The sequence below is a fragment of the Desulfovirgula thermocuniculi DSM 16036 genome, from assembly GCF_000429345.1.
GTDB lineage: Bacteria > Bacillota > Desulfotomaculia > Desulfotomaculales > Desulfovirgulaceae > Desulfovirgula > Desulfovirgula thermocuniculi.
Map to the genome: position 1 here is coordinate 1 of NZ_AUBR01000017.1, position 22,671 is coordinate 22,671.

A 22,671-nucleotide genomic window follows, 5' to 3' on the forward strand; every position below is an offset into this window, starting at 1 on the left:
TTCCGCCTGCTGGGAGAGAAGGGCATCCCCACCCACTTCGTGGAGCTGGTGGGGGAGCGGGAAATGCTGGTGCGCGCCGTGGAGATCATCCCCGTGGAAGTGGTGGTGCGCAACATAGCCGCCGGCAGCCTGGCCAAGCGCCTGGGGATGGAGGAGGGCACGGAGCTCCCGCGCGCGGTGGTGGAGTTTTACTACAAGAGCGACGCGCTGGGCGACCCCATGGTTAACGAGGACCACATTGCCGTGCTGGGGCTGGCCACGCCCGAGGAGCTGGGCATCATGAAGCGGCTGGCCCTGGCGGTCAACGAGATCCTGCGGGACTACCTGGCCCAAAGAAACCTCATCCTGGTGGACTTCAAGCTGGAGTTCGGGCGCCACCACGGGGAAGTCATCCTGGCAGATGAGATTTCCCCCGACACCTGCCGCTTCTGGGACGCCCGCACGAAGGAGAAGCTGGACAAGGACCGTTTCCGCCGCGACCTGGGCGGCGTGGAGGAAGCCTACCGGGAGGTATGGAGCCGGCTGGTGGGCTAGAAAGCGAGAATATCTTGGCAAAAGGAGGGGGCCGGCGGTGGAAAAAGGAGCGCTTCGCGGCGACAAGCCAAAGGAAAGCTGCGGGATCTTCGGGGTCTACGCCCCCGGCAAGGATGTGGCCCGGCTCACCTACTACGGCCTGTACGCCCTGCAGCACCGCGGCCAGGAAAGCGCCGGCATTGCCGTGGGCAACGGCCAGCGCATCCTCCTGCACAAGGGCATGGGCCTGGTGGCGGAGGTTTTCCGCCGCCGGGACCTCGAGGAGCTACAGGGCTTTGTGGCCATCGGCCACGTGCGCTACTCCACCACCGGCGCCAGTTCCCCCTTAAACGCCCAGCCCCTGGTCTTCCGCTACGCCGGCGGCATGCTGGGCCTGGCCCACAACGGCAACCTGACCAACGTGGCCGAATTGCGGAGCCGCCTCTTTTCCACGGGGTCCGTCTTCCAGTCCACCACCGACAGCGAGGTCATCGTCAACCTCATTGCCCGCTACGGCCAGTCGGACCTGGTGGGCGCGCTCATGAAGTGCATGATCGACCTCAAAGGGGCCTACTCCCTGGTCATCCTCACCGAAAAGCGCCTGATGGCCGTGCGCGATCCTTTTGCCTTTCGCCCCTTATGCCTGGGCGAGCTGCCCGGGGGGGGCTATGTGGTGGCCTCGGAGTCCTGCGCCCTGGATACGGTGGGCGCCCGCTGGCTGCGGGACGTCAATCCGGGGGAAATCGTCATCATCGACGAGGGCGGCCTCACCAGCCTGCAGGGGGCCATTTCGCCGCGCCGCGCCCACTGCATTTTCGAGTACATCTACTTTGCCCGCCCGGACAGCACCATGGACGGCTTCAACGTCAACCGGGTGCGCCGGGAAATGGGGCGGGTGCTGGCGCAGGAGTACCCGGTGAGGGCCGACCTGGTCATCCCCGTGCCGGACTCGGGTACCGCCGCCGCCCGGGGATATGCCGAGGCTGCAGGGATACCCTTTGAGGAGGGCCTGATGAAGAACCGCTACATCGGGCGCACCTTCATCCAGCCCAGCCAGGACCTGCGGGACCTGGGCGTGCGCTTAAAGCTGAACCCCATCCGGGAGGTGCTGGCCGGCAAGCGCGTGGTCATGGTGGACGACTCCCTGGTGCGGGGCACCACCAGCAGCAAGCTGGTGGCCATGATGCGCGACTGCGGGGTGGCGGAGGTACACCTCTGCCTGGCCTCGCCCCCCGTGATCCGCTCCTGCTACTACGGCATCGACACCTCCGACGAGGCCGAGCTGATTGCCGCCCAGAAGCCGCCGGAGGAAATTCGCCGCCTGATCAATGCCGACGGGCTTTACTACCTGAGCATTGAGGGGCTCTTAAGCGTCTTCGGCGACAAGCGCCATAACTTCTGCACCGCCTGCTTCACCGGCGACTACCCGGTGCCCGTGGACAGGACGGGAAAGTTTTCCTTTGAGCCGTGAGGGGGAAGAAAGCTTTGCGCGAGAACGAGGGCCTTACCTACGCCGCCTGCGGCGTGGACATTGACGCCGCAGGCCGGGCGGTGGAGCTGATCAAAGAAAAGGTGCGGGACGCTTTGCGCCCGGAAGTGCTGGGTGATATAGGCGGCTTCGGCGGGCTTTTTGCCCTAGACGTTTCCCGCTACCGCCAGCCGGTGCTGGTGGCGGGGACCGACGGCGTGGGCACCAAGCTCAAGGTGGCCATGCTCATGGACCGCCACGATACCATCGGCATCGATGCCGTAGCCATGTGCGTGAACGACATCCTGGTGCAGGGGGCGGAGCCCCTCTTCTTCCTCGACTACCTGGCCGTGGGCCGGCTGGTGCCGGAAAAGGTAGCGGCCATTGTCGGCGGGGTGGCCGAGGGCTGCCGCCGGGCCGGCTGCGCTTTGCTCGGCGGGGAAACGGCGGAAATGCCCGGCTTTTACGGCCCGGAGGAGTACGACCTGGCCGGCTTTGCCGTGGGGGTGGTGGAAAAGGAGCGCCTCCTTACCGGCGCCGCCATCAGGCCGGGCGACTGCCTGGTGGGCCTGCCCTCCTCCGGTCTGCATTCCAACGGCTTTTCCCTGGCCCGGCGCGTTTTTTTAGAGGCAGCCGGCTACCGCGTGGACACCTACCTGGAGGAACTCGGGCGCACGGTGGGAGAGGAGATGCTGGAGCCCACGCGCATCTACGTGCGCGCGGTCCTGCCGCTCCTGGAGCGCTTCGAGGTGCGCGGCCTGGCCCACATTACCGGCGGCGGCATTACCGAAAACCTCCCCCGCATCCTGCCCCCCGGCACGCAGGCGGTCGTGCGGCGCGGCAGCTGGCCGGTGCCCCCGGTTTTCGAGCTCATCCGGCGCCTGGGAAAGGTGGAGGAAGGGGAGATGTTCCGCACCTTTAACATGGGCCTGGGCATGGTGCTGGTGGTGCCTCAAGAGGAGGCGGACGCCCTCGTGGCCTTTCTTGCCGGGCAGGGCGAGAAAGCCTTTATCGTGGGGGAAGTGGTGAGCGGGGAAAGGAAAGTGCGTTACGTCTAAACGGCACCCTTTCCCAGGCAGGGCCGCCGAACTGGGGCATCGCACACCCGCTGGAAGTTTTTGAAAAAGGGGGGAGTTTAAATGGGCAAGCTGCGCCTGGGAGTCCTGGCCTCCGGCAGGGGCTCAAACCTGCAGGCCATCATGGACGCCGCCGCCGCGGGCAGGCTGGAGGCAGAGGTGGCGGTGGTGGTCAGCGACAAGAAAGAGGCCCTGGCGCTGGAAAGGGCCCGTTCCCGCGGCATACCCGCCGTGCACATCGACCCGGGCTCCTTTGCCTCCAAAGAAGACTACGAGGCCGCCGTGGTGGAAACCCTAAACAAGCACGGCGTGGAGCTGGTCTGCCTGGCCGGCTACATGCGCCTGGTGGGCAAGACCATGCTCCGGGCCTTTCCGAACCGCATCATGAACATCCACCCGGCGCTCCTGCCGGCCTTTCCCGGCCTAAACGCCCAGAAGCAGGCCGTGGAGTACGGCGTCCGCTACAGCGGCTGCACGGTGCACTTTGTGGACGAGGGCGTGGACACAGGGCCCATCATCCTGCAGGCAGTGGTCCCGGTCCTGCCCGACGACACCCCCGAAACCCTGGCCGCGCGCATCCTGGAGCAGGAGCACCGCATTTATCCCGAAGCCATTGCCCTCTTCGCCGCCGGCCGCCTGGAGATCCGGGGGAGGAAGGTTTACATCAAAGATGCTTAGAGGAGCGTGATTGATGCATGCGCGCCCTCATCAGCGTTTCGGACAAGACGGGCCTCGTGGAGTTTGCACGGGGGCTGGTGGACCTGGGGGCGGAGCTGATTTCCACCGGCGGCACGGCGCGCGCCCTAAAGGACGCCGGGCTGCCCGTTAAGTACGTCTCCGAAGTCACCGGTTTCCCGGAGATCCTGGGCGGGAGGGTGAAAACCCTGCACCCGGCCATCCACGCCGGCATCCTGGCCCTGCGCACCCCGGAGCATCTAAAGCAGCTCGCGGAGCACGATCTTTTGCCCATCGACCTGGTGGTGGTCAACCTCTACCCCTTTAGAGAAACCGTCTCCCGCCCCGGGGTAACCTTTGAGGAGGCCCTGGAAAACATCGATATCGGTGGGCCGGCCATGCTGCGGGCGGCGGCCAAAAACCACCGCCACGTGCTGGTGGTGGTCAACCCGGCCCGCTACTCCCAGGTGCTGGAGGCCTTACGGCAAGGGCGGGTAGACGACCGCCTGCGCCTGGAGCTGGCCCGCGAGGCTTTTGCCCACACCGCCGCCTACGATGCCGCCATAGCCTCCTACCTGCAGGGGCAGCTGCAGGAAGAGGACCTCTTCCCCCCTGCCTACGTGCTGGCCGCCGAGCTGCGGCAGGTCCTGCGCTACGGGGAGAACCCCCACCAAAAGGCGGCCTTTTACCGGGACCCCACCGCACGCGGCCCCTCCATTGCCGGCGCCGTGCAGTTGGCCGGCAAGGAGCTTTCCTACAACAACATCCTGGACCTGGACGCCGCCCTGGCCCTGGTGCGGGAATTTGCCGAACCCACGGCGGTAATCGTCAAGCACAACAACCCCTGCGGGGTGGCCAGCGCGCCGGATCTGGCCACCGCCTACCGCCGCGCCTATGAAGGGGACCCGGTGTCGGCCTTCGGGGGTATTGTGGCCTGCAACCGGGAGGTGGACGCGGCAACGGCCCGGGAAATGTCCCGCATCTTCCTGGAGGCCGTCATCGCGCCCGGCTTCAGCGCCGAGGCCCTGGAGATCCTCACCCAAAAGCCCGACCTGCGGCTTTTAAAGACCGGCCCCCTGGAGGAAGCCTCCGCCGAGCGGTGGGAGGTGCGCCGGGTCAGCGGCGGCCTGCTGGTCCAGGAGAGGGACCGGGAGGTAATCCGCCCCGCGCAGCTAAAAACGGTCACGGCCAAAGAGCCTACCTCCGAGCAAATGGCCGAACTCATCTTTGCCATGACCATCGTCAAGCACGTCAAGTCCAACGCCATCGTGGTTACCAAAGACCGCCAGCTCCTGGGCGTGGGCGCCGGGCAGATGAACCGGGTAGGCGCGGCGCGCCTCGCCCTGGCCCAGGCCGGCGAAAAGGCCCGGGGCGCGGTGCTGGCTTCGGACGCCTTCTTCCCCTTCCGGGACACCGTGGACGAGGCGGCCAGGTACGGCATTGCCGCCATCATCCAGCCCGGGGGCTCGCTGCGGGACCAGGATTCCATTGAGGCCTGTAACGAGCACGGCATAGCCATGGTCTTTACGGGCATACGCCACTTCAAGCACTAACAGGGGGGCGGTGCAGGGCCAATGAAGGTACTGGTAGTGGGCGGGGGAGGCCGAGAGCACGCCCTGGTGTGGAAAATCGCCCAGAGCCCACGGGTAAAGGAGATTTTCTGCGCGCCCGGCAACGCCGGCATTGCTTCCCTGGCCCGGTGCGTGCCCATAGGCGCGGAGGACGTGCGCGGCCTTGTGGAGTTTGCGCGCCGGGAAAAGATCGACCTCACCGTGGTGGGTCCCGAAGCCCCCCTCACCCTGGGCATTGTGGACGAGTTCTCCGCCGCCGGCCTGGCCATCTTCGGGCCCAGTGCCCGCGCGGCGGCCATTGAAGGAAGCAAGGTCTTTGCCAAGCAGCTCATGGCCAAATACGGCATCCCCACCGCGGGCTTTGCCGTCTTTGACGACCACGCTGCCGCGCGCCGCTATATCAGCGAAAAGGGCGCCCCCATAGTGGTGAAGGCCGACGGGCTGGCCGCCGGCAAGGGAGCGGTGGTGTGCCGCACGGTGGAGGAGGCGCTATCCGCCGTAGAGGAAATCATGGTTAAGGGCGTCTTCGGGGAAGCCGGACGGCGGGTGGTGGTGGAAGAGTTCCTGGAGGGCGAGGAGGCCAGCGTGCTGGCCTTCACCGACGGGGAAACGGTCATCCCCATGCTGCCGGCGCAGGACCACAAGCAGGTCTACGACGGCGACCGGGGCCCCAACACGGGCGGCATGGGCGCCTATGCGCCCGCCCCGGTATGCACGCCGGAGGTCATGCGGGCGGTGGAGGAGCAGATCCTCCGGCCCACCGTGCGCGCCATGGCCCGGGAGGGGCGCCCCTACCGGGGCGTGCTCTACGCGGGGCTGATGATCACCCCCCAAGGGCCCAAGGTGCTGGAGTTCAACGCCCGCTTTGGCGACCCTGAGGCCCAGCCGCTGCTTATGCTCATGGCCAGCGACCTGGTGGAGGTCATGGAGGCGGTGCTGGGGGGCCGCCTGGCCGAAACGCAGGTGCGCTGGCACGAGGGGGCTGCCGTCTGCGTGGTGCTGGCCTCGGGCGGTTACCCGGGGCCATACCGCAAAGGGTTCCCCATCAGCGGCCTGGAGGAAGCGGCCTCCCGCCACCCGGGCGTGGTGGTCTTTCACGCCGGCACGGCCCTGGCGGAGGGAAGGGTCGTCACCGCCGGAGGAAGGGTGCTGGGGGTAACGGCGCGCGCGGAAAGCATTGAAGCGGCCATCGCCGGCGCCTATGCCGCCGTCGGCGAGATAAGCTTTGAAGGCATGCACTACCGGCGGGACATCGGGCAAAAGGCCCTGCAGAGAAAAAAATAGCATCGGTACGGGCAGGGCATTTGAGGGGCGCCGCCTCTGGTGCCCTTTTCTTTGTTAAAGTAAAAAAGGATTTTTTTGCCCGGCGTCGAAGTGCATACCGGAAGGGGGGCGGCCAATGGCGTACACCGGTAAGCTCAGGGACCCGCTGCTGGATGAGCTTTTCGCGGCCATCCTTACCCTGCGGGATATAGACGAGTGCTACCAGTTTTTTGAAGACATATGCACCGTAGCCGAGCTTAAAGCCATGGCCCAGCGGCTGGCGGTGGCCAAAATGCTGCAGGAGAACCGCACCTACGCGGAAATCGCCGCCCGCACGGGGGCCAGCACGGCCACCATCAGCCGCGTCAAGCGCTGCCTGAACTACGGCGCCGACGGTTACAAGCTGGTGCTGGCCAGGCTCGGGGCAAAGGGGGGATAGTGCCCGGTGGTGAGGATTTTGGAGGCGTCAGCGGTGCAGGCGGTGGAGGAACTGCTCGCCCGCCGCCGGGAAGAAAACAGGGAAGTGGAACTGCGAGTGGCGGAGATCATCGCGGACGTCAGGGCGAAGGGAGATGAGGCCCTCTGCCGCTACACCGCGCTTTTTGACGGGTGCCACCTCCGCCCGGAAGAGCTGAGGGTGCCTCCCGAGGAGGCGTTGGCGGCCACAAAAGAGGTGGGCGCGGAATTCCTGGCCGCCCTGGAGGCGGCGGCGGAAAACATTACCGCCTACCACCGCCGCCAGCTGGCCGGCTCATGGCTGGAAGCCGGCAGGCAGGGCCTGCTGGTCGGACAGCTGGTGCGCCCCCTCAAGCGGGTGGGCATTTACATCCCCGGAGGAAGGGCGGCCTACCCCTCCTCCGTGCTCATGACCGCCCTTCCCGCCAGGGTGGCCGGGGTGAGGGAAATCGTCATGGTCTCCCCGCCCGATCACCGGGGGAGGATCAACCCCCACACGCTGGCAGCCGCCGTGCGGGCCGGGGTAACAGAAATCTACCGCCTCGGCGGGGCCCAGGCCGTTGCCGCCCTGGCCTACGGCACGGAAACCATCAGGCCGGTGGAAAAAATCGTGGGCCCGGGCAACCTCTACGTAACCGTGGCCAAGCGGCAGGTCTTCGGGCAGGTGGACATCGACATGCTGGCCGGACCCAGCGAGATAGCGGTGGTGGCCGACGGCACGGCCGAGCCGCGCTACGTGGCCGCGGACATGCTCTCCCAGGCCGAGCACGATCCCCTGGCCAGGGCGCTGCTCTTTACCCCGGAAAGACCCCTGGCCCTGGCCGTAAGGGAGGAGCTGGAAAGGCAGCTGCGCGACCTCCCCCGCCGGGAAATTGCCGGGGAAGCCCTGGCCAGGCACGGGGCCATCGTCGTTACCAGGGACCTGGGGGAGGCCGTGGAGCTGGCCGACCGCTTTGCCCCCGAGCACCTGGAGCTAATGGTGCGGGACCCCTTCCTCTGGCTGGGGCGCATTACCGCCGCCGGAGCCGTTTTCCTGGGACCCCATGCGCCGGAACCCCTGGGCGACTACCTGGCCGGCCCCAGCCACGTTCTGCCCACCGGGGGTACGGCCCGCTTCAGCTCCCCGCTGGGCGTGGAGACGTTTTTAAAGAAAATAAGCCTTATCGCCTGTTCGGAAGAGGCGCTTTTAAGCATGGCCGGCCACATTGCCGCCCTGGCGCGCGTGGAAGGCCTGGAAGCCCACGCCCGGGCTGTGGAGATGAGAACCGCAGAAAGGAAGAACCGCCGATGAGCTTCTCCTTTGACCCCGGCGCGCTGTTCCGCCGGGACCTGCAAGACCTGGTTCCCTACGAAGTGCAAGGCACCGCCGACTTTACCGTAAAGCTCGATGCCAACGAAAGCCCCTTCGGCCTCCCCGCCGCCGTGCGCGAGGAGATCTGCCGGGAGCTTACCGTGCGCTCCTTTAACCGCTACCCGGACCCCCTGGCGCGGGAGCTGGTGGCGGACCTCTCCCGGCACACGGGCGTCCCGGCAGAAGGGATACTGGCCGGCAACGGTTCAGACGAGTTGATCCTCACCCTGCTTTTAGCCTTCGGCACCGGTGGAAAGGCGGTCATCACCCCGCCCACCTTTCCCATGTACGAGGTGCACGCCCGCATCGCGGGGGCAAAGCCGGTGGCCGTGCCGCGGCAGGGGGAAAGCTTTGCGCTGGACGTAGATGGCGTAATTGCCGCCGCCGGGCAGCCGGAAACGCGCCTGGTGTTTATCTGCTCCCCCAACAACCCCACGGGAAACGCCACCAGCCTGGCGGAGCTGGAGGCCGTCCTGAAAAGCTGCCGCGCCCTGGTGGTGGTGGACGAGGCCTACCAGGAATTCGGCGGCGAGACCGCCCTGCCGCTGCTCGGGCGCTACCCCAACCTGGTGGTGCTGCGCACTTTTTCCAAGGCCTTCGGCCTGGCCGGCCTGCGGGTGGGCTACCTCCTGGCCCGCCCGGAGGTGGTGCGCCAGCTCAAGCGCGTTAAACAGCCGTACAACTTAAATGCCTTTTCCCAGCTGGCCGCCCGGGCAGCCCTCAAGCACTGGGAAGAGTACCGGCGGCTGATTGCGGCCATAAAGGAGGAAAGGGAGGAGCTTTACCGGGAGCTCTGCCTCCTGCCGGGCGTAAAGGCCCACCCCAGCGAGGCCAACTTCATCCTCTTCCGCACACCTTTACCGGCCGAGGAGGTGCACCGTCACCTTTTGGCGAATGGTATATTAATCCGCAGGCTCGGCGGCCCCGGGCTGGAAGGATACCTGCGGGTGACGGTGGGCAAGAGGGATGAAAACCGGTTGTTCCTGGAAAAGCTAAGGGAGGCCCTGCAAACCGGGGGGTGTGCCAGATAAAGAGAACGGCCAGCATCAAGCGCCGCACGGGCGAAACGGAAGTGGAGGTTCACCTCGATCTGGACGGCACGGGCCGGTACCGGGTCGAAACGGGCATCGGCTTTTTTAATCACCTGCTCTGTCTCCTGGCCCGGCACGCCTGCTTTGACCTGCACGTGCTTGCCCGGGGCGACCTGGAAGTGGACGGGCACCACACGGTGGAGGACGTGGGCATCTGCCTGGGCCTGGCCCTGCGGGAAGCGCTGGGCACCAAGGAGGGCATTGCCCGCTACGGCCAGGCCCTCCTCCCCATGGACGATGCCCTGGTGCTGGTGGCGGTGGATCTCTGCGGAAGGGGATACCTGGGCTACCGGGCCGAGCTGCCCGCGGAGAGGGTGGGCAACTTTGAAACGGAGCTGGTGGAAGAATTCCTGCGGGCCGCAGCCGCCAACGGCCAGTTTACCCTGCACGTGCAGCTTTTAGCCGGGCGCAACACCCATCACATCGCCGAGGCCATTTTCAAGGGCCTGGGGCGCGCCCTGCGGGCCGCCGCGGCCCTGGATCCGCGGGAAAGCGGCGTCCCTTCCACCAAGGGGGTGCTCTCTTCGTGATTGCCGTAGTCGACTACGGGATGGGAAATTTGCGCAGCGTCCACAAGGCCCTGGAGAGGGAGGGCATCCCGGCCAGGGTTACCCGGGACCCCGCAGAGGTAGAGGAGGCCCGGGGCGTGATCCTGCCCGGCGTGGGGGCCTTCGGGGACGCCATGGCCAACCTTGCCGCCAGCGGCCTGGACCAGGCCGTCAAGAGGGCCGTTGCCGCAGGAAAGCCTCTCCTGGGCATCTGCCTGGGCCTCCAGCTGCTCTTCGAGGAAAGCGAGGAGTTCGGGGCCACCAGGGGCCTGGGCATTTTCCCCGGGCGGGTGCGCCGCATATCCTGGGGAGTGAAAACCCCCCACATGGGCTGGAACCAGGTACACTTTAAAAAAGAAACCCCCCTGGCCCGGGGGATTCCCAGCGGCGCCCATTTTTACTTTGTGCACTCCTACTACGTGGAGCCGGCAGACGAGGACCTGGTGGCCGGCGTCACCGATTACGGCAGGGTTTTCCCTGCCCTGGTGGGCCGGGGAAAGGTCTGGGGCATCCAGTTCCACCCGGAAAAAAGCAGTGCCCTGGGGCTCAAGATTCTACAAAATTTTGGGGAGTTGGTGGCTAAATGTTAATCATCCCGGCAATTGACCTGCGGGCGGGCAAGTGCGTGCGCCTGGTAGAGGGCCGCCTGGACAGGGAAACCGTCTACTCCGACGACCCCGTAGCCATGGCCAGGCTCTGGGAAGCCATGGGGGCTCCCTGGCTGCACGTCGTAGATCTGGACGGGGCCTTTACCGGCTCCCCTAAAAACTGGGAAATAATCCGCGGCATCCTCGGCGCCGTGCGCATCCCCGTGCAGGTGGGAGGGGGCATCCGGGAAATGGCCGTCATCGAGAAGCTCCTGGAGATGGGGGCTTCCAGGGTCATCCTGGGCACGGTGGCCATCATTAACCCGGGGCTGGTGGCCGAAGCCTGCGCGCGCTACGGCGAGTGCATCGTGGTGGGCATAGACGCCAAAAACGGCAAGGTGGCCATTGAGGGCTGGGGGGTTACGGCGGAGAAAAAGGCCCTGGACCTGGCCCTGGAAATGAAGGACCTGGGTGTGAAACGCCTGGTCTTTACCGATATCTGGCGCGACGGCACGTTAAAGGGACCGAACCTGGCGGCCATCGAAGAAGTGGCCAGGGTAACGAACCTTAAGATCATCGCCTCCGGCGGCGTCTCCAGCCTGCACGACCTCCACCAGTTGAAGGCCCTGGAACCGCTGGGCGTGGAAGCAATCATTGTCGGCAAGGCCCTTTACACCGGGGCCATCAACCTGCAGGAGGCGCTAACCCTTTTCAAGGAAAAGGCGGAGGAAAAGGTATGCTGACCAAGCGCATCATACCCTGCCTGGACGTGCGCGACGGCAGGGTGGTCAAGGGAGTCAATTTTATAAATTTGCGCGATGCCGGGGACCCGGTGGAGCTGGCCGCCTTTTACGACCGCGAGGGGGCCGACGAACTGGTCTTCCTGGACATCACCGCCTCCGCACAGGGGCGCAAGACGGTCCTGGAAATGGTCTACCGCACGGCGGGGGAGGTTTTCATCCCCTTTACGGTGGGCGGCGGCATAGACTCCCTGGAGGACATCAGGGCCATTTTAAGCGCCGGTGCGGATAAAGTCTCCATTAATACCGCCGCCGTGAAAAACCCCCGCCTGGTGGCCGAAGCGGCAAGGCGCTTTGGCAGCCAGTGCATTGTGGTGGCCATCGACGCCCGGCGGGCGGGGGAGGGCAGGTGGGAGGTGTACACCCACGGCGGGCGTGCCCCCACGGGCATAGACGCCGTGTGGTGGGCCCGCAGGGTGGAGGAGCTGGGGGCGGGGGAGATACTGCTCACCAGCATGGACAGGGACGGCACCAAGGACGGATACGACCTGGAGCTCACCCTGGCCGTGGCGCGGGCGGTAAACATCCCGGTGATCGCCTCCGGGGGGGCCGGTACTTTAGAGCACATTGCCGCAGGGCTGACGCTGGGCGAGGCCGATGCGGCCCTGGCGGCCTCCATCTTCCACTTCGGGGAGTACACCATCCGCCAGGTTAAGGAGTACCTTGCCGCGAGGGGCATACCGGTGAGGCTTTAACATTTTTTCTTTTTTAGAGGGGGTTTTGGACGTGCCCTTTACGCTTGACCCGGAAACGCTGAAATTCGACCGGGACGGGCTCATCCCGGCCATCATCCAGGACGTGGAAAGCGGTCGGGTGCTGATGATGGCCTACATGAACAGGGAAGCGCTGGCCAAAACGCTTGCTTCCGGTGAAACCTGGTTCTGGAGCCGCAGCCGCCAGAAGCTCTGGCACAAGGGAGAGACCTCCGGCCACGTGCAGGAGGTGGTGGAGGTGTACACCGACTGCGACCGGGACACGCTCCTGCTCAAGGTAAGGCAAAAGGGGGCCGCCTGCCACGAGGGCTACTTTTCCTGCTTCCACCACCGGGTGGGAGAGGGGGGGGAATGGGAGGTCACCGAGCAGCGGCAGTTCGACCCCCGGGAAGTTTACGGGGAGAAACGGGAAAGGGACCAGGCCGCCGGCCCGGCCGTCATCGAGGAACTGTACGGGATCATCAAGGACCGCCGGGAAAAGAGGCCCGAAGGATCCTACACGGCCAAGCTCTTCGACAAGGGACTGGACAAGATGCTGGAAAAGCTGGGCGAAGAGGTGGTGGAGCTCATCATCGAGGCCAAGAACCGGGACAGGGAAGAAGTGGTGGAGGAGGCCGCCGACGTGCTCTACCATCTGCTGGTGGTCCTGGCCGAGCAGGGCATTCCCGTGGAGGAGCTTTTTGCCGAGCTGGCCAGGAGGAGAAAGTAGGGGCTTGTGCTATAATAGCATGTGGTGTGAGGAGATGGATTTGCTGCAGGGCTTAAACCAGGCCCAGGTGGAAGCGGTAAAGCACACCGACGGTCCTCTCCTGGTGCTGGCCGGGGCGGGAAGCGGCAAGACCCGCGTGCTGACCACCCGCATTGCCTATCTTTTGCAGCAGGGCGTGGAGCCCCACCGCATCCTGGCCATCACCTTTACCAACAAGGCCGCCCAGGAGATGAAGGAGCGGGTGCAGGCCCTGGTGCCCCATGCGGCCCGGGACCTGTGGGTTTTGACCTTCCACGCCGCCTGCCTGAGGATCCTGCGCCAGCAGGCGCGCCATCTGGGCTACGCCGAAAACTTCGTCATTTACGACGAGGACGACCAGGAAACGCTGCTCAAGGAGTGCTTAAAGGAACTCAACCTGGACGAGAAGAAATTCCCGCCCCGGGCGCTGGCTGCCGTCATCTCCCGGGCCAAGAACAGGCTCATCACCCCGCAAGATTTTTACGAGCAGGCAGGCGACGCCTTTTCCCTCAAGGCGGCGCAGGTCTACCGCCTCTACCAGGACAAGCTCTTCCGCCTCAACGCCCTGGACTTTGACGACCTGCTCATGCTCACGGTGCGCCTCTTCCGGGAAAACCCGGCGGTGCTGCGCCACTACCAGCAGCGTTTCCGCTACATTCTGGTGGACGAGTACCAGGACACCAACCACGCCCAGTACGTGCTGGTAAACCTCCTGGCCCGCGAGCACCGCAACCTCTGCGTCGTGGGCGACCCCGACCAGAGCATTTACGGCTGGCGCGGGGCGGACATCCAGAACATCCTCGACTTTGAGCGGGACTACCCCGACGCCCGGGTGATCCTGCTGGAGCAGAACTACCGCTCCACGCAAAACATCCTGGATGCCGCCAACCACGTCATACGCCGTAACAGGCGCCGCAAGGAAAAGCGCCTCTGGACAGCTGCCGGCCCGGGAAGCCCGCTGGTGGTCTACATGGCCGGCGACGAACAATCCGAAGCCCTCTTTGTGGCCGAGCGCATTGCCCGCCTGCACCGGCAGGGCGTACCATACCGCCACATGGCGGTGCTCTACCGCACCCACGCCATGTCCCGGGTGCTGGAGGAGGTCCTGCTTTACCGCGGCATCCCCTATGCCATTGTCGGCGGCCTGCGCTTCTACGAGCGCAAAGAAATTAAGGACCTGCTGGCCTACCTCCGCCTCCTGGTGAACCCCGCCGATGCGGTGAGCTTGAAGCGCATCATCAACGTGCCCCGGCGGGGGGTCGGCGAGGCGTCGCTAAACCGCCTCCTCTTCTTTGCCGCCGAGAAAAACATCCCGGTGCTGGAAGCCCTGGGCAGGGCCGAGGAGGTACCCGGGCTTCCCGCCAGGGTGCGCGCAACCTGCCGCGAGCTGGCGGCCATGTTTGCCTGGTTTTACGCAAACCAGCACCGTCTGAGCATTACCGAGCTAACCCGGGAGGTGCTCGCAAGAACCGGCTACTGGCAGGAGCTGGAGGAGGAGGGTACCCCGGAAGCCCGCACCAGGCAGGAAAACCTGCGGGAGTTCCTCTCGGTAACCCAGGAGTTTGACCGGCGGGCGCAAGGCGGCACGCTGGCCGACTTCCTGGCCGAGATCGCCCTCTTAAGCGACGCGGACACGTTGGACCGGGAGGCCGATCGGGTGGTGCTCATGACCCTGCACAGCGCCAAGGGTCTGGAGTTTCCCGTGGTCTTTCTGGTGGGCATGGAGGAAGGGGTTTTCCCCCACGCCCGCTCCCTGGCCGACCCGGCGGAGCTGGAAGAAGAGCGGCGGCTGTGCTACGTGGGCCTGACCAGGGCCCGGGAGAGGCTCTACCTCACCTACGCCTGGCAGCGCACGCTTTACGGCGTCACCCGCCACAACCCACCCTCCCGCTTCCTGGAGGAAATACCGCCGCACCTCGTGGCCGCAAGTGACCCCCTGGACGAAAGCTGCGAGGACGCCGCAAACGACGCCATCCAGCCGCGGGCGCACCAGCCGTACTCCCCCGGCGATCTCGTTTACCACCGCAAGTGGGGCCGCGGCAGGGTGGTGAAAATAAAAGGCCAGGGCGAAAACGCCGAGCTGTGGGTGGAATTCCCCAACCTGGGCGTGAAAACCCTCCTGGCCCGCTACGCGCCCCTGGAAAGAATTTCTGGTTGATCTGGCCATAATAGTAAACAAAGCCTTCCGGAGGAAACATGAGCCGCTTGCTGCTGGTGGCCGTGCTCACCGCCGTCATCCACATGATCAACACCCTCATTTACTCCGTGCGCCTGGCCGGGGTGCGCACCAAGCGCCTGGCCACGGCCCTGTCCCTGTTCCAGGTAATCTTCCTGGTGGCCAGCACGGCCAACCTCATTCAGGCCCCCCTGATGTCGGCCATTGTGGAGCACGCCATCAATGCCGGCCTTGCCCATGCCGGGGGAGGCAACGTCCTGGACGACCCTTACTACCGCGCCCAGCTGGCCCGCCTCAACGCGGACATACGCCTGGTCATCCTGGCCGCCACCGCCGGTACCCTGCTGGGAGGGCTGCTCATACCTACCTTCGTGCGCCTCTTTACCAGGGGCATCTTCCTCCTGGAGGAAATTGGCTCGGTACCTCGCATGATACTCAGGGTCTTCCTTTCGCCCCGCTACCTGGCGGCCATTGCCAGGCAGGTGGAGCTTCCCAGCATCGGGCGCTTCCGCGACGCCTTGCGCCGCCCCCTGGCCATACCCGTCAACTTCCTGGTGGCCAACGTGCTCATCACCGGCATTTGGACCACCGGGGTGCTTTCCGCCCTGTACGCGGGGGCGCTCATCCCCCAGTACCGCTCCACCGCCACCCTTACTTCGGGCATTGTCAACGGCGTGGCCGCCGTGCTGGCCGCCACGGTGGTGGACCCCACGGCGGCCATGATCACCGACCAGGCCATGCGGGGAGCACGCCCGGAGGAAGACGTAAAGCAAATGGCCGTTTACCTGGCCTTAACCAGGCTCGCCGGCACCCTCCTTGCCCAGCTGTTCTTTGTGCCGGGAGCTTTAATCATCCGTTTTGTGGCCGAGCTGATCACTTAATTCTGCACACCCTCCCTTAAAGGAGGTGGCTGGTTCTTGGAGCGCGATCTGGAAAAGGTCAAACAGCGCCTCGAGGAGCTGCGCCGGGAAATCGAGTACCACAATTACCGCTACTACGTGCTGGACGACCCGGAGATTTCCGACGAGCGCTACGATGCCCTCATGCGGGAGCTGCTTAAGCTGGAGAGCCAGTATCCCTCCCTGGTCACGCCCGACTCCCCCAGCCAGAGAGTGGGAGGGCGTCCCCGGGAAGGCTTTGCCACCGTGCGCCACCGCGTGCCCATGCTCAGCCTCTCCAACGCCTTCGGCGAGGAAGAGCTGCGCGATTTCGACCGGCGGGTGCGCACGCTTTTGGGCGGGGAAAAGGTGGAGTACGTGGCGGAGCTTAAAATCGACGGCCTGGCCGTATCCCTGCGCTACGAGAACGGCCTTCTGGTCACCGGAGCCACGCGGGGCGACGGGGAAACGGGGGAGGACATCACCGCCAACCTGAAAACGGTGCGCGCCGTCCCCCTGCGCCTGCGCCGGGAGGTCCCCCTCCTGGAGGTGCGCGGCGAGGCGTACATGCCCAAGGAGGCCTTCCTGCGTTTAAACGAGGCCCGCGAAGAGGCGGGAGAGCCGCTCTTTGCCAACCCGCGCAACGCCGCCGCCGGTAGCCTGCGCCAGCTGGATCCCGCGGTGACGGCCTCCCGCCAGCTGAGCTTTTTCGCCTACGGCATCGGAGAGAGCGAGGGATTTGCCGCGCGCACGCATGCCGAAACCCTCACCGCCCTGCGGGAGCTGGGCATCCCCGTCAACCGCCACTGGCAGCTTCTGCCCCATATAGAAGAGGTGATCGCCTACTGCCGGCACTGGCAGGAGAAGCGCCATGAGCTGCCCTACGCCATTGACGGCATTGTGGTCAAGGTCAACTCCCTGGAGCAGCAGGCGCGGTTGGGGGCCACCATGAAGAGCCCCCGCTGGGCCATTGCCTATAAATTCCCCGCCGAGCAGGCCAGGACCAGGGTCAAGGAGATCATCCTGCGCGTGGGGCGCACGGGCGTGCTGACCCCCACGGCCATCCTGGAACCCGTGCGCCTGGCCGGCACCACCGTCACCAAAGCCACCCTGCATAACGAGGACTTCATACGCGAAAAGGATATCCGCATCGGAGATACGGTAATCGTGCAGAAGGCCGGGGACATCATCCCCGAAGTGGTGGCGGTAGACGTGAAGAGCCGCACGGGCCGGGAAACGCCCTTTGTCATGCCCCGCCACTGCCCGGCCTGCGGTGCCGAGGCGGTCCGCCCCCCGGGAGAAGCGGCCACCCGCTGCACCAACATTGCCTGCCCGGCCCGCCTGCGGGAGGGCCTCATCCATTTTGCCTCGCGCAACGCCATGGACATTGCCGGCCTGGGGCAGGCCGTCGTCGGCCAGCTGGTAGCCGCCGGCCTGGTCAAGGACCCTGCCGATCTCTATTACCTGCGCTTCGACCAGCTGGTGGGGCTGGAGCGCCTCGGGCCCAAGTCCGCCCAGAACCTCCTGGCGGCCATTGAGAAGAGCAAGTCCAACCCCCTGCACCGGCTCATCTTTGCCCTGGGCATCCGGCACGTGGGCGAGCGCGCCGCCCGCATTCTGGCCGCACACTTCGGCTCGCTGGAAAGGCTCTCCCGGGCCACCTACGAGGAGCTGGTGGCGTTGCCGGAGATCGGGCCCAAGATTGCCGCCAGCGTGACCGGCTTCTTTGCCCAGGAGGAAAACCGCCGCGTGCTGGACAAGCTGGTTGCCGCCGGGGTAAACACCCGGGAGGTTCAGGAGGAGGAAAAGGAAAAGCCGCTGGCCGGGAAGGTCTTCGTGCTTACCGGCACCCTGGAGCGCTTCACGCGCAAGGAGGCGGAGGAAATAATCGTGCGGCTGGGCGGGCGGGTAAGCTCCAGCGTGAGCCGCCACACCGACTACGTGGTGGTGGGGGCGAACCCCGGCAGCAAGTACGAAAAGGCCCTCTCCCTCGGCGTGCCCATCATCCGCGAGGACGAGTTCATAAAGCTTATCGGCCAATAACAAATTTAAAAGGAAGGTGCGGGAAATGATTTCCATAAAGGAAGTGGAGCACGTGGCCCTGCTGGCCCGCCTGGAGCTAAGCGAGGAAGAAAAGGAGATGTACGCCCGGCAACTGGGGGCCATCCTGGAGTACGCGCAGATGCTCAACGAGCTGGATACCGCCGACGTGCCGCCGACCGCCCACGTCTTGCCCCTGCAGAACGTGTGGCGGGAAAAGGACGAGGTGGGCCGGCAGCTGGAACCCGAAGAGGTTCTGGCCAACGCCCCGGACAGGGAAGGGCAGTTTTTCAAAGTGCCGCGCATTGTGTGAGGAGGGAAAAGGACTTGGACCTCTGCTACTTAACCGCCTACGAGCTGCACCGGCTGCTGGTCAAGAGGGAAGTGAGCGCGGAGGAAATCTGCCGGGCGTACTTAGCGCGCATTGAGGCCGTGGAGGACAGGATCAAGGCCTTTGTTACCGTCACCGCAGACCTGGCCCTAGAGCAGGCCCGCGCCGTGGACCGCAAGATTGCCGCCGGAGAGGAGGTCCCTCCCCTGGCGGGCATACCCGTGGCCATTAAAGACAACATCTGCACGCGGGGAGTGCGTACCACCTGCTCCTCAAAAATCCTCCACAATTTCGTCCCTCCCTATGACGCTACGGCGGTGCAAAAGTTAAAGGCCGCCGGCACCGTCTTCCTGGGGAAAACCAATATGGACGAATTTGCCATGGGCTCCTCCACCGAAAACTCCGGCTTTTTCCCCACCGCCAACCCGTGGGACCTGGAAAGGGTGCCGGGAGGCTCCAGCGGGGGGTCCGCCGCCGCCGTGGCCGCCGGCGAGGCCGCGGCGGCCCTGGGGTCGGACACGGGCGGGTCCATCCGCCAGCCGGCGGCCCTGTGCGGGGTGGTGGGCCTAAAGCCCACCTACGGCGCCGTTTCCCGCTACGGCCTGGTGGCCTTTGCCTCCTCCCTGGATCAAATCGGGCCCCTCACCCGGGACGTGCGCGATGCGGCCCTGATGCTCAACGCCATCTGCGGCCACGACCCCCTGGACTCCACCTCGGTGCCCTACAACCACCCGGATTACACCTCCTTCCTGGTGGACGACGTAAGGGGCCTGCGCATCGGCGTGCCCCGCGAGTACATGGGGGAGGGCATCGAGCCGCCCGTAAAGGAGGCCATAGCCAGGGCCGTCGAGCTGCTCTCCTCCCTGGGGGCGGAGGTGGAGGAAACGTCTTTACCCCACACCCGCTACGCCCTGCCCACCTACTACCTCATTGCCCCGGCAGAGGCCAGCTCCAACCTGGCCCGTTACGACGGCGTGCGTTACGGCTATCGGGCCGAGGACGCCCGCGATGTGGTGGATATGTTCATGAAGACCCGCAGCCGGGGCTTTGGCCCGGAGGTCAAGCGGCGCATCATGCTGGGCACCTACGCCCTCTCCGCCGGGTACTACGATGCCTACTACCTAAAGGCCCTAAAGGTACGCACCCTCATCAAGCAGGACTTTGACCGGGCCTTTGAAAAGTTTGATGTGCTGCTGGCCCCCACCAGCCCCTCACCGGCCTTCAAGCGCGGAGAAAAGGTGGACGATCCGCTGCAGATGTACATGTCCGACATCTGCACCCTGGCCGTAAACCTGGCCGGCGTCCCGGGCATTTCCGTGCCGGCGGGATTTGCGGACGGCCTGCCGGTGGGGCTGCAGTTGATCGGGCGGCCCTTTGGCGAGGGCATGCTCCTGCGGGTGGCCTACACCTTCGAGCAGCACACCGACTACCACCGCCGCCGACCGCCCCTGTAAGGAGGGAAAAGCGTTGCACGACTATGAAGCCGTTATCGGTCTGGAAGTTCACGTGGAGCTGAAGACCAACACCAAGATCTTCTGCCGGTGCCCCACCGCCTTTGGCGGGGACCCCAACGCCCACGTCTGCCCCGTCTGCCTGGGCCTGCCGGGGGTTTTGCCGGTCTTAAACAAAAAAGTGCTGGAGTACGCCATCAAGGCCGCCCTGGCCTTGAACTGCGAGATTGCCGCGTACTCCAAGTTCGACCGCAAGAATTACTACTACCCGGACCTACCCAAGAACTACCAGATATCCCAGTACGACCTCCCCTTGGCCAGAAACGGCTACCTGGACATTGAAGTTGACGGGGAAGTTAAGCGCGTGGGCATCATCCGCATCCACATGGAGGAGGATGCGGGGAAGCTCCTGCACCAGGGTACCATCACCACCACGCCCTACTCCCTGGTGGACTACAACCGCACGGGCGTACCCCTCATCGAGATTGTTTCCGCGCCGGACCTGCGCACGCCCGAGGAAGCCAAGGCCTACCTGGAAAAGCTCAAGGCCATCATCCAGTACACCGGCGTCTCCGACTGCAAGATGGAAGAGGGCAGCCTGCGGTGCGATGCCAACGTCTCCGTGCGCAAAAAGGGCAGCCGGGAGTTCGGCACCAAGACGGAAATAAAGAACCTGAACTCCTTCAAAGCCGTGCAGCGGGCCCTGGCCTACGAGATCAGGCGCCAGGTGGCCGTGCTGGAAGAAGGGGGCAGGATTGTCCAGGAAACCAGGATGTGGGATGAGGCCGAGGGCGTCACGCGCTCCATGCGCAGCAAGGAGGAAGCCCACGACTACCGCTACTTCCCCGAGCCGGACCTGGTGCCCCTGGTCATCGACCGGCAGTGGGTGGAGGAGATCCGCGCCAGCCTCCCGGAGTTGCCGGACCAGCGCCGCCAGCGGTACATTAAGCAGTACGGGCTACCCCCTTACGATGCCGCCGTGCTCACCGCCACCAAGGAGATGGCTGACTACTTTGAGGAGTGCGTGGCCCTTTACCCCAACGCCAAGGCCGTCAGCAACTGGGTCATGGGGGACCTCTCGCGGCTCTTAAATGCCCACAACCTGGAGATCACCCGGTGCAAGATCAGGCCGCAGCAGCTGGTGGACCTGCTGCGTCTGATGGATAAAGGCACCATCAGCGGGAAAATAGCCAAGACGGTATTCGAAGAGATGTTTGCCACGGGGAAGGACCCGGAGGAAATTGTGCGGGAGCAGGGGCTCGTGCAAATTACCGATGAAGGGGCCATCGCCGCCGTGGTGGAGGAGGTGCTGGCCGCCAACCCCAAGGTGGTGGCGGACTACCTGGGCGGCAAGGAGAAGGTGTTTGCCTTCCTGGTGGGGCAGGTTATGAAGGCCACGCGGGGCAAGGCCAACCCGGAGCTGGCCAACCGCCTGCTGAGGGAAAAGCTGGAAAATTTGAAGGGGCGGTAGTTATACCGCCCCTTTTTTACGCCTTCACCGTCTCGCTCTCGGGCACTGCCTTTACCGGAGGCTTGGTAATGAAGCTCAGGATGGCCGCCACCACCAGGAGGGCGGCGGAAATCAGATAGGCCGCATTGTAGCCGCCCGTGAGGTCGGCCGCCCGCCCGGCAATGATGGGCCCGAGGAGGGAGGCCGCACCCCAGCCGGTAAAGACCAGGCCGTAGTTAATGCCGGCGTTCTTCAAGCCAAAGAAGTCAAAGGTGGTCGAGGGAAAGAGGGAGAGGTTGGCGCCGTAAGCAATGCCGGTGAGGATGGACCCGATGGTCAGGGTCACCGCATCCCGGTACGAGGCAAAGAGCAGCATGTTGGCCGCCTGGATGGCAAAGACCAGGAGCATGGTGTTGGTGCGGCCCAGGCGGTCGGATAGCCACCCGGCCAGCACGCGCCCGCCGGCGTTGGCCACGGCCAGGATGGCCACGAAGACAAAGCCCCACTGGATGCCGGCCTGGATCTGGGCAATCTTGGCCAGGTGCCCGATAATCATCAGGCCGGCCGAGGCGGCAAAACAGAACATGAGCCACAGCAGGTAAAACTGGGCCGTGCCAAGCATCTCGGCGGGCGTAAAGTCGTACTTGGAGCTGGCCGCCGCCGCCGCCCTGGTGGCCGGGGGCGGTCCCCCGTAGGGCACATAGCCTGCCGGCGGGAAGGCCAGCACCTGGGCCAAAACAATGATGGCTACCAGGAAGATAATACCTTCATAGATAAAGGCCTTGGCAATACCGTAGTTGGCCAGGAAATACTTGGTCAAGGGGGCAATGTACACCGAAGCCAGGCCGTAACCGGCCACCACCAGGCCGGCAATGAGGCCCTTCTTGTGGGGCTGGAACCACTTCACCGCCGCGGGGGTGGGGGCGGAATAACCGAAGCCCATGGCCGCGCCGGCCAGCAGGCCGAAGCCAATGGTAATGCCCGTCAGGCTGAGGGTGGCACCCGAAAGGAACATGCCCGCACCGGCCAGAATGCCCCCGATGGTGGCCACCAGGCGGGGCCCGTAGCGGTCGACCATGCGCCCCGCAGGTACCATGCACAGGGCGAAAACGACGCAGGCCAGGGTGTAGGGGAACTGCGACTGGGTCTTGGTCCACCCCAGTTTGTCGATGAGCGCGGCGGCAAAAACGCTCCAGGAGTAGAGAACCCCCAAGCAGAGGTTTATGCCCATCCCTGCCAAGGTAACCGACCACGCCCTGGCCAAACTCGGCTGGTTAGGGTTTACCTGAGCCATAAACGGCACCTCCCATACCGTACCTTAAATTTGCTTACCCTTTTTAAGCTCACCTCCATCCGCACTTCCTCCAAGGCATCCCCCCCATATTAAAGGCTACTTGCTGCTTTTATTTTATAAAGCCTGCCAAAATCCATATATGAAAATCCCGGCAATTAACAAATCACCCCACCAAACGGTTAGGTAGCGCTTCCTTCAAGGACCCCCTGCAG

21 protein-coding genes are annotated in these 22,671 nt (G+C 64.9%); 20 read left to right on the plus strand and 1 reads right to left on the minus strand.

Annotated features, from left to right (window positions below):
• The 20 genes from purC to gatB form a co-directional block, all read left to right on the plus strand.
• Positions 1-534, plus strand: a 534-nt coding sequence (gene purC, locus G454_RS0105545; RefSeq protein ID WP_027717803.1) for a phosphoribosylaminoimidazolesuccinocarboxamide synthase, incomplete at its 5' end; no start/stop codon positions are given.
• Positions 535-571: 37 nt separating this feature from the next.
• The gene (gene purF / locus G454_RS0105550) at positions 572-1,984 is read left to right on the plus strand and encodes an amidophosphoribosyltransferase (protein ID WP_027717804.1); all 1,413 of its coding nucleotides are present in this window, start codon (positions 572-574) and stop codon (positions 1,982-1,984) included.
• 14 nt (positions 1,985-1,998) lie between these two features.
• Complete coding sequence (purM, locus tag G454_RS0105555; RefSeq protein WP_156896677.1) at positions 1,999-3,039, plus strand: phosphoribosylformylglycinamidine cyclo-ligase; 1,041 nt, start codon at positions 1,999-2,001, stop codon at positions 3,037-3,039.
• An 81-nt stretch (positions 3,040-3,120) separates the two neighbouring features.
• A complete protein-coding gene (purN, locus tag G454_RS0105560; RefSeq protein WP_027717806.1) occupies positions 3,121-3,735 on the plus strand; it encodes a phosphoribosylglycinamide formyltransferase in 615 nt (204 codons plus the stop codon).
• A 17-nt stretch (positions 3,736-3,752) separates the two neighbouring features.
• A complete protein-coding gene (gene purH, locus G454_RS0105565; RefSeq protein ID WP_027717807.1) occupies positions 3,753-5,285 on the plus strand; it encodes a bifunctional phosphoribosylaminoimidazolecarboxamide formyltransferase/IMP cyclohydrolase in 1,533 nt (510 codons plus the stop codon).
• 21 nt (positions 5,286-5,306) lie between these two features.
• Positions 5,307-6,587, plus strand: coding sequence for a phosphoribosylamine--glycine ligase (purD, locus tag G454_RS0105570; RefSeq protein WP_027717808.1), 1,281 nt, complete (start codon positions 5,307-5,309; stop codon positions 6,585-6,587).
• Between the two features lie 115 nt (positions 6,588-6,702).
• On the plus strand, positions 6,703-7,005 hold the full coding sequence (locus G454_RS0105575; RefSeq protein WP_027717809.1) for a YerC/YecD family TrpR-related protein: 303 nt from the start codon (positions 6,703-6,705) through the stop codon (positions 7,003-7,005).
• A 6-nt stretch (positions 7,006-7,011) separates the two neighbouring features.
• Complete coding sequence (gene hisD / locus G454_RS0105580; RefSeq protein ID WP_027717810.1) at positions 7,012-8,313, plus strand: histidinol dehydrogenase; 1,302 nt, start codon at positions 7,012-7,014, stop codon at positions 8,311-8,313.
• On the plus strand, positions 8,310-9,404 hold the full coding sequence (gene hisC, locus G454_RS0105585; protein WP_027717811.1) for a histidinol-phosphate transaminase: 1,095 nt from the start codon (positions 8,310-8,312) through the stop codon (positions 9,402-9,404). The genes hisD and hisC overlap by 4 nt, the downstream gene beginning before the upstream one ends.
• The gene (gene hisB / locus G454_RS0105590) at positions 9,401-9,994 is read left to right on the plus strand and encodes an imidazoleglycerol-phosphate dehydratase HisB (RefSeq protein WP_027717812.1); all 594 of its coding nucleotides are present in this window, start codon (positions 9,401-9,403) and stop codon (positions 9,992-9,994) included. Before hisC ends, hisB begins: the two co-directional genes overlap by 4 nt.
• A complete protein-coding gene (hisH, locus tag G454_RS0105595) occupies positions 9,991-10,602 on the plus strand; it encodes an imidazole glycerol phosphate synthase subunit HisH (protein ID WP_027717813.1) in 612 nt (203 codons plus the stop codon). Before hisB ends, hisH begins: the two co-directional genes overlap by 4 nt.
• Complete coding sequence (gene hisA / locus G454_RS0105600) at positions 10,596-11,342, plus strand: 1-(5-phosphoribosyl)-5-[(5-phosphoribosylamino)methylideneamino]imidazole-4-carboxamide isomerase (protein WP_027717814.1); 747 nt, start codon at positions 10,596-10,598, stop codon at positions 11,340-11,342. The genes hisH and hisA overlap by 7 nt, the downstream gene beginning before the upstream one ends.
• A complete protein-coding gene (gene hisF, locus G454_RS0105605; RefSeq protein WP_027717815.1) occupies positions 11,336-12,094 on the plus strand; it encodes an imidazole glycerol phosphate synthase subunit HisF in 759 nt (252 codons plus the stop codon). Before hisA ends, hisF begins: the two co-directional genes overlap by 7 nt.
• A gap of 31 nt (positions 12,095-12,125) precedes the next feature.
• Positions 12,126-12,821: a bifunctional phosphoribosyl-AMP cyclohydrolase/phosphoribosyl-ATP diphosphatase HisIE gene (hisIE, locus tag G454_RS0105610; protein ID WP_027717816.1), complete on the plus strand. Its 696-nt coding sequence runs from the start codon at positions 12,126-12,128 to the stop codon at positions 12,819-12,821.
• Positions 12,822-12,855: 34 nt separating this feature from the next.
• Complete coding sequence (pcrA, locus tag G454_RS0105615; RefSeq protein ID WP_027717817.1) at positions 12,856-14,997, plus strand: DNA helicase PcrA; 2,142 nt, start codon at positions 12,856-12,858, stop codon at positions 14,995-14,997.
• A 38-nt stretch (positions 14,998-15,035) separates the two neighbouring features.
• The gene (locus tag G454_RS0105620; protein WP_027717818.1) at positions 15,036-15,896 is read left to right on the plus strand and encodes a lipid II flippase Amj family protein; all 861 of its coding nucleotides are present in this window, start codon (positions 15,036-15,038) and stop codon (positions 15,894-15,896) included.
• Between the two features lie 36 nt (positions 15,897-15,932).
• Positions 15,933-17,936, plus strand: coding sequence for an NAD-dependent DNA ligase LigA (gene ligA / locus G454_RS0105625; protein ID WP_027717819.1), 2,004 nt, complete (start codon positions 15,933-15,935; stop codon positions 17,934-17,936).
• 25 nt (positions 17,937-17,961) lie between these two features.
• Complete coding sequence (gene gatC / locus G454_RS0105630) at positions 17,962-18,246, plus strand: Asp-tRNA(Asn)/Glu-tRNA(Gln) amidotransferase subunit GatC (protein WP_027717820.1); 285 nt, start codon at positions 17,962-17,964, stop codon at positions 18,244-18,246.
• A gap of 14 nt (positions 18,247-18,260) precedes the next feature.
• Positions 18,261-19,718, plus strand: coding sequence for an Asp-tRNA(Asn)/Glu-tRNA(Gln) amidotransferase subunit GatA (gene gatA / locus G454_RS0105635; protein WP_027717821.1), 1,458 nt, complete (start codon positions 18,261-18,263; stop codon positions 19,716-19,718).
• 13 nt (positions 19,719-19,731) lie between these two features.
• Positions 19,732-21,186: an Asp-tRNA(Asn)/Glu-tRNA(Gln) amidotransferase subunit GatB gene (gene gatB, locus G454_RS0105640; RefSeq protein WP_027717822.1), complete on the plus strand. Its 1,455-nt coding sequence runs from the start codon at positions 19,732-19,734 to the stop codon at positions 21,184-21,186.
• Between the two features lie 16 nt (positions 21,187-21,202).
• Here gatB and G454_RS0105645 read toward each other — a convergent pair whose 3' ends face one another.
• Positions 21,203-22,459, minus strand: coding sequence for an L-lactate MFS transporter (locus G454_RS0105645; protein ID WP_051275942.1), 1,257 nt, complete (start codon positions 22,457-22,459; stop codon positions 21,203-21,205).
• Positions 22,460-22,671 lie beyond the last annotated feature (212 nt).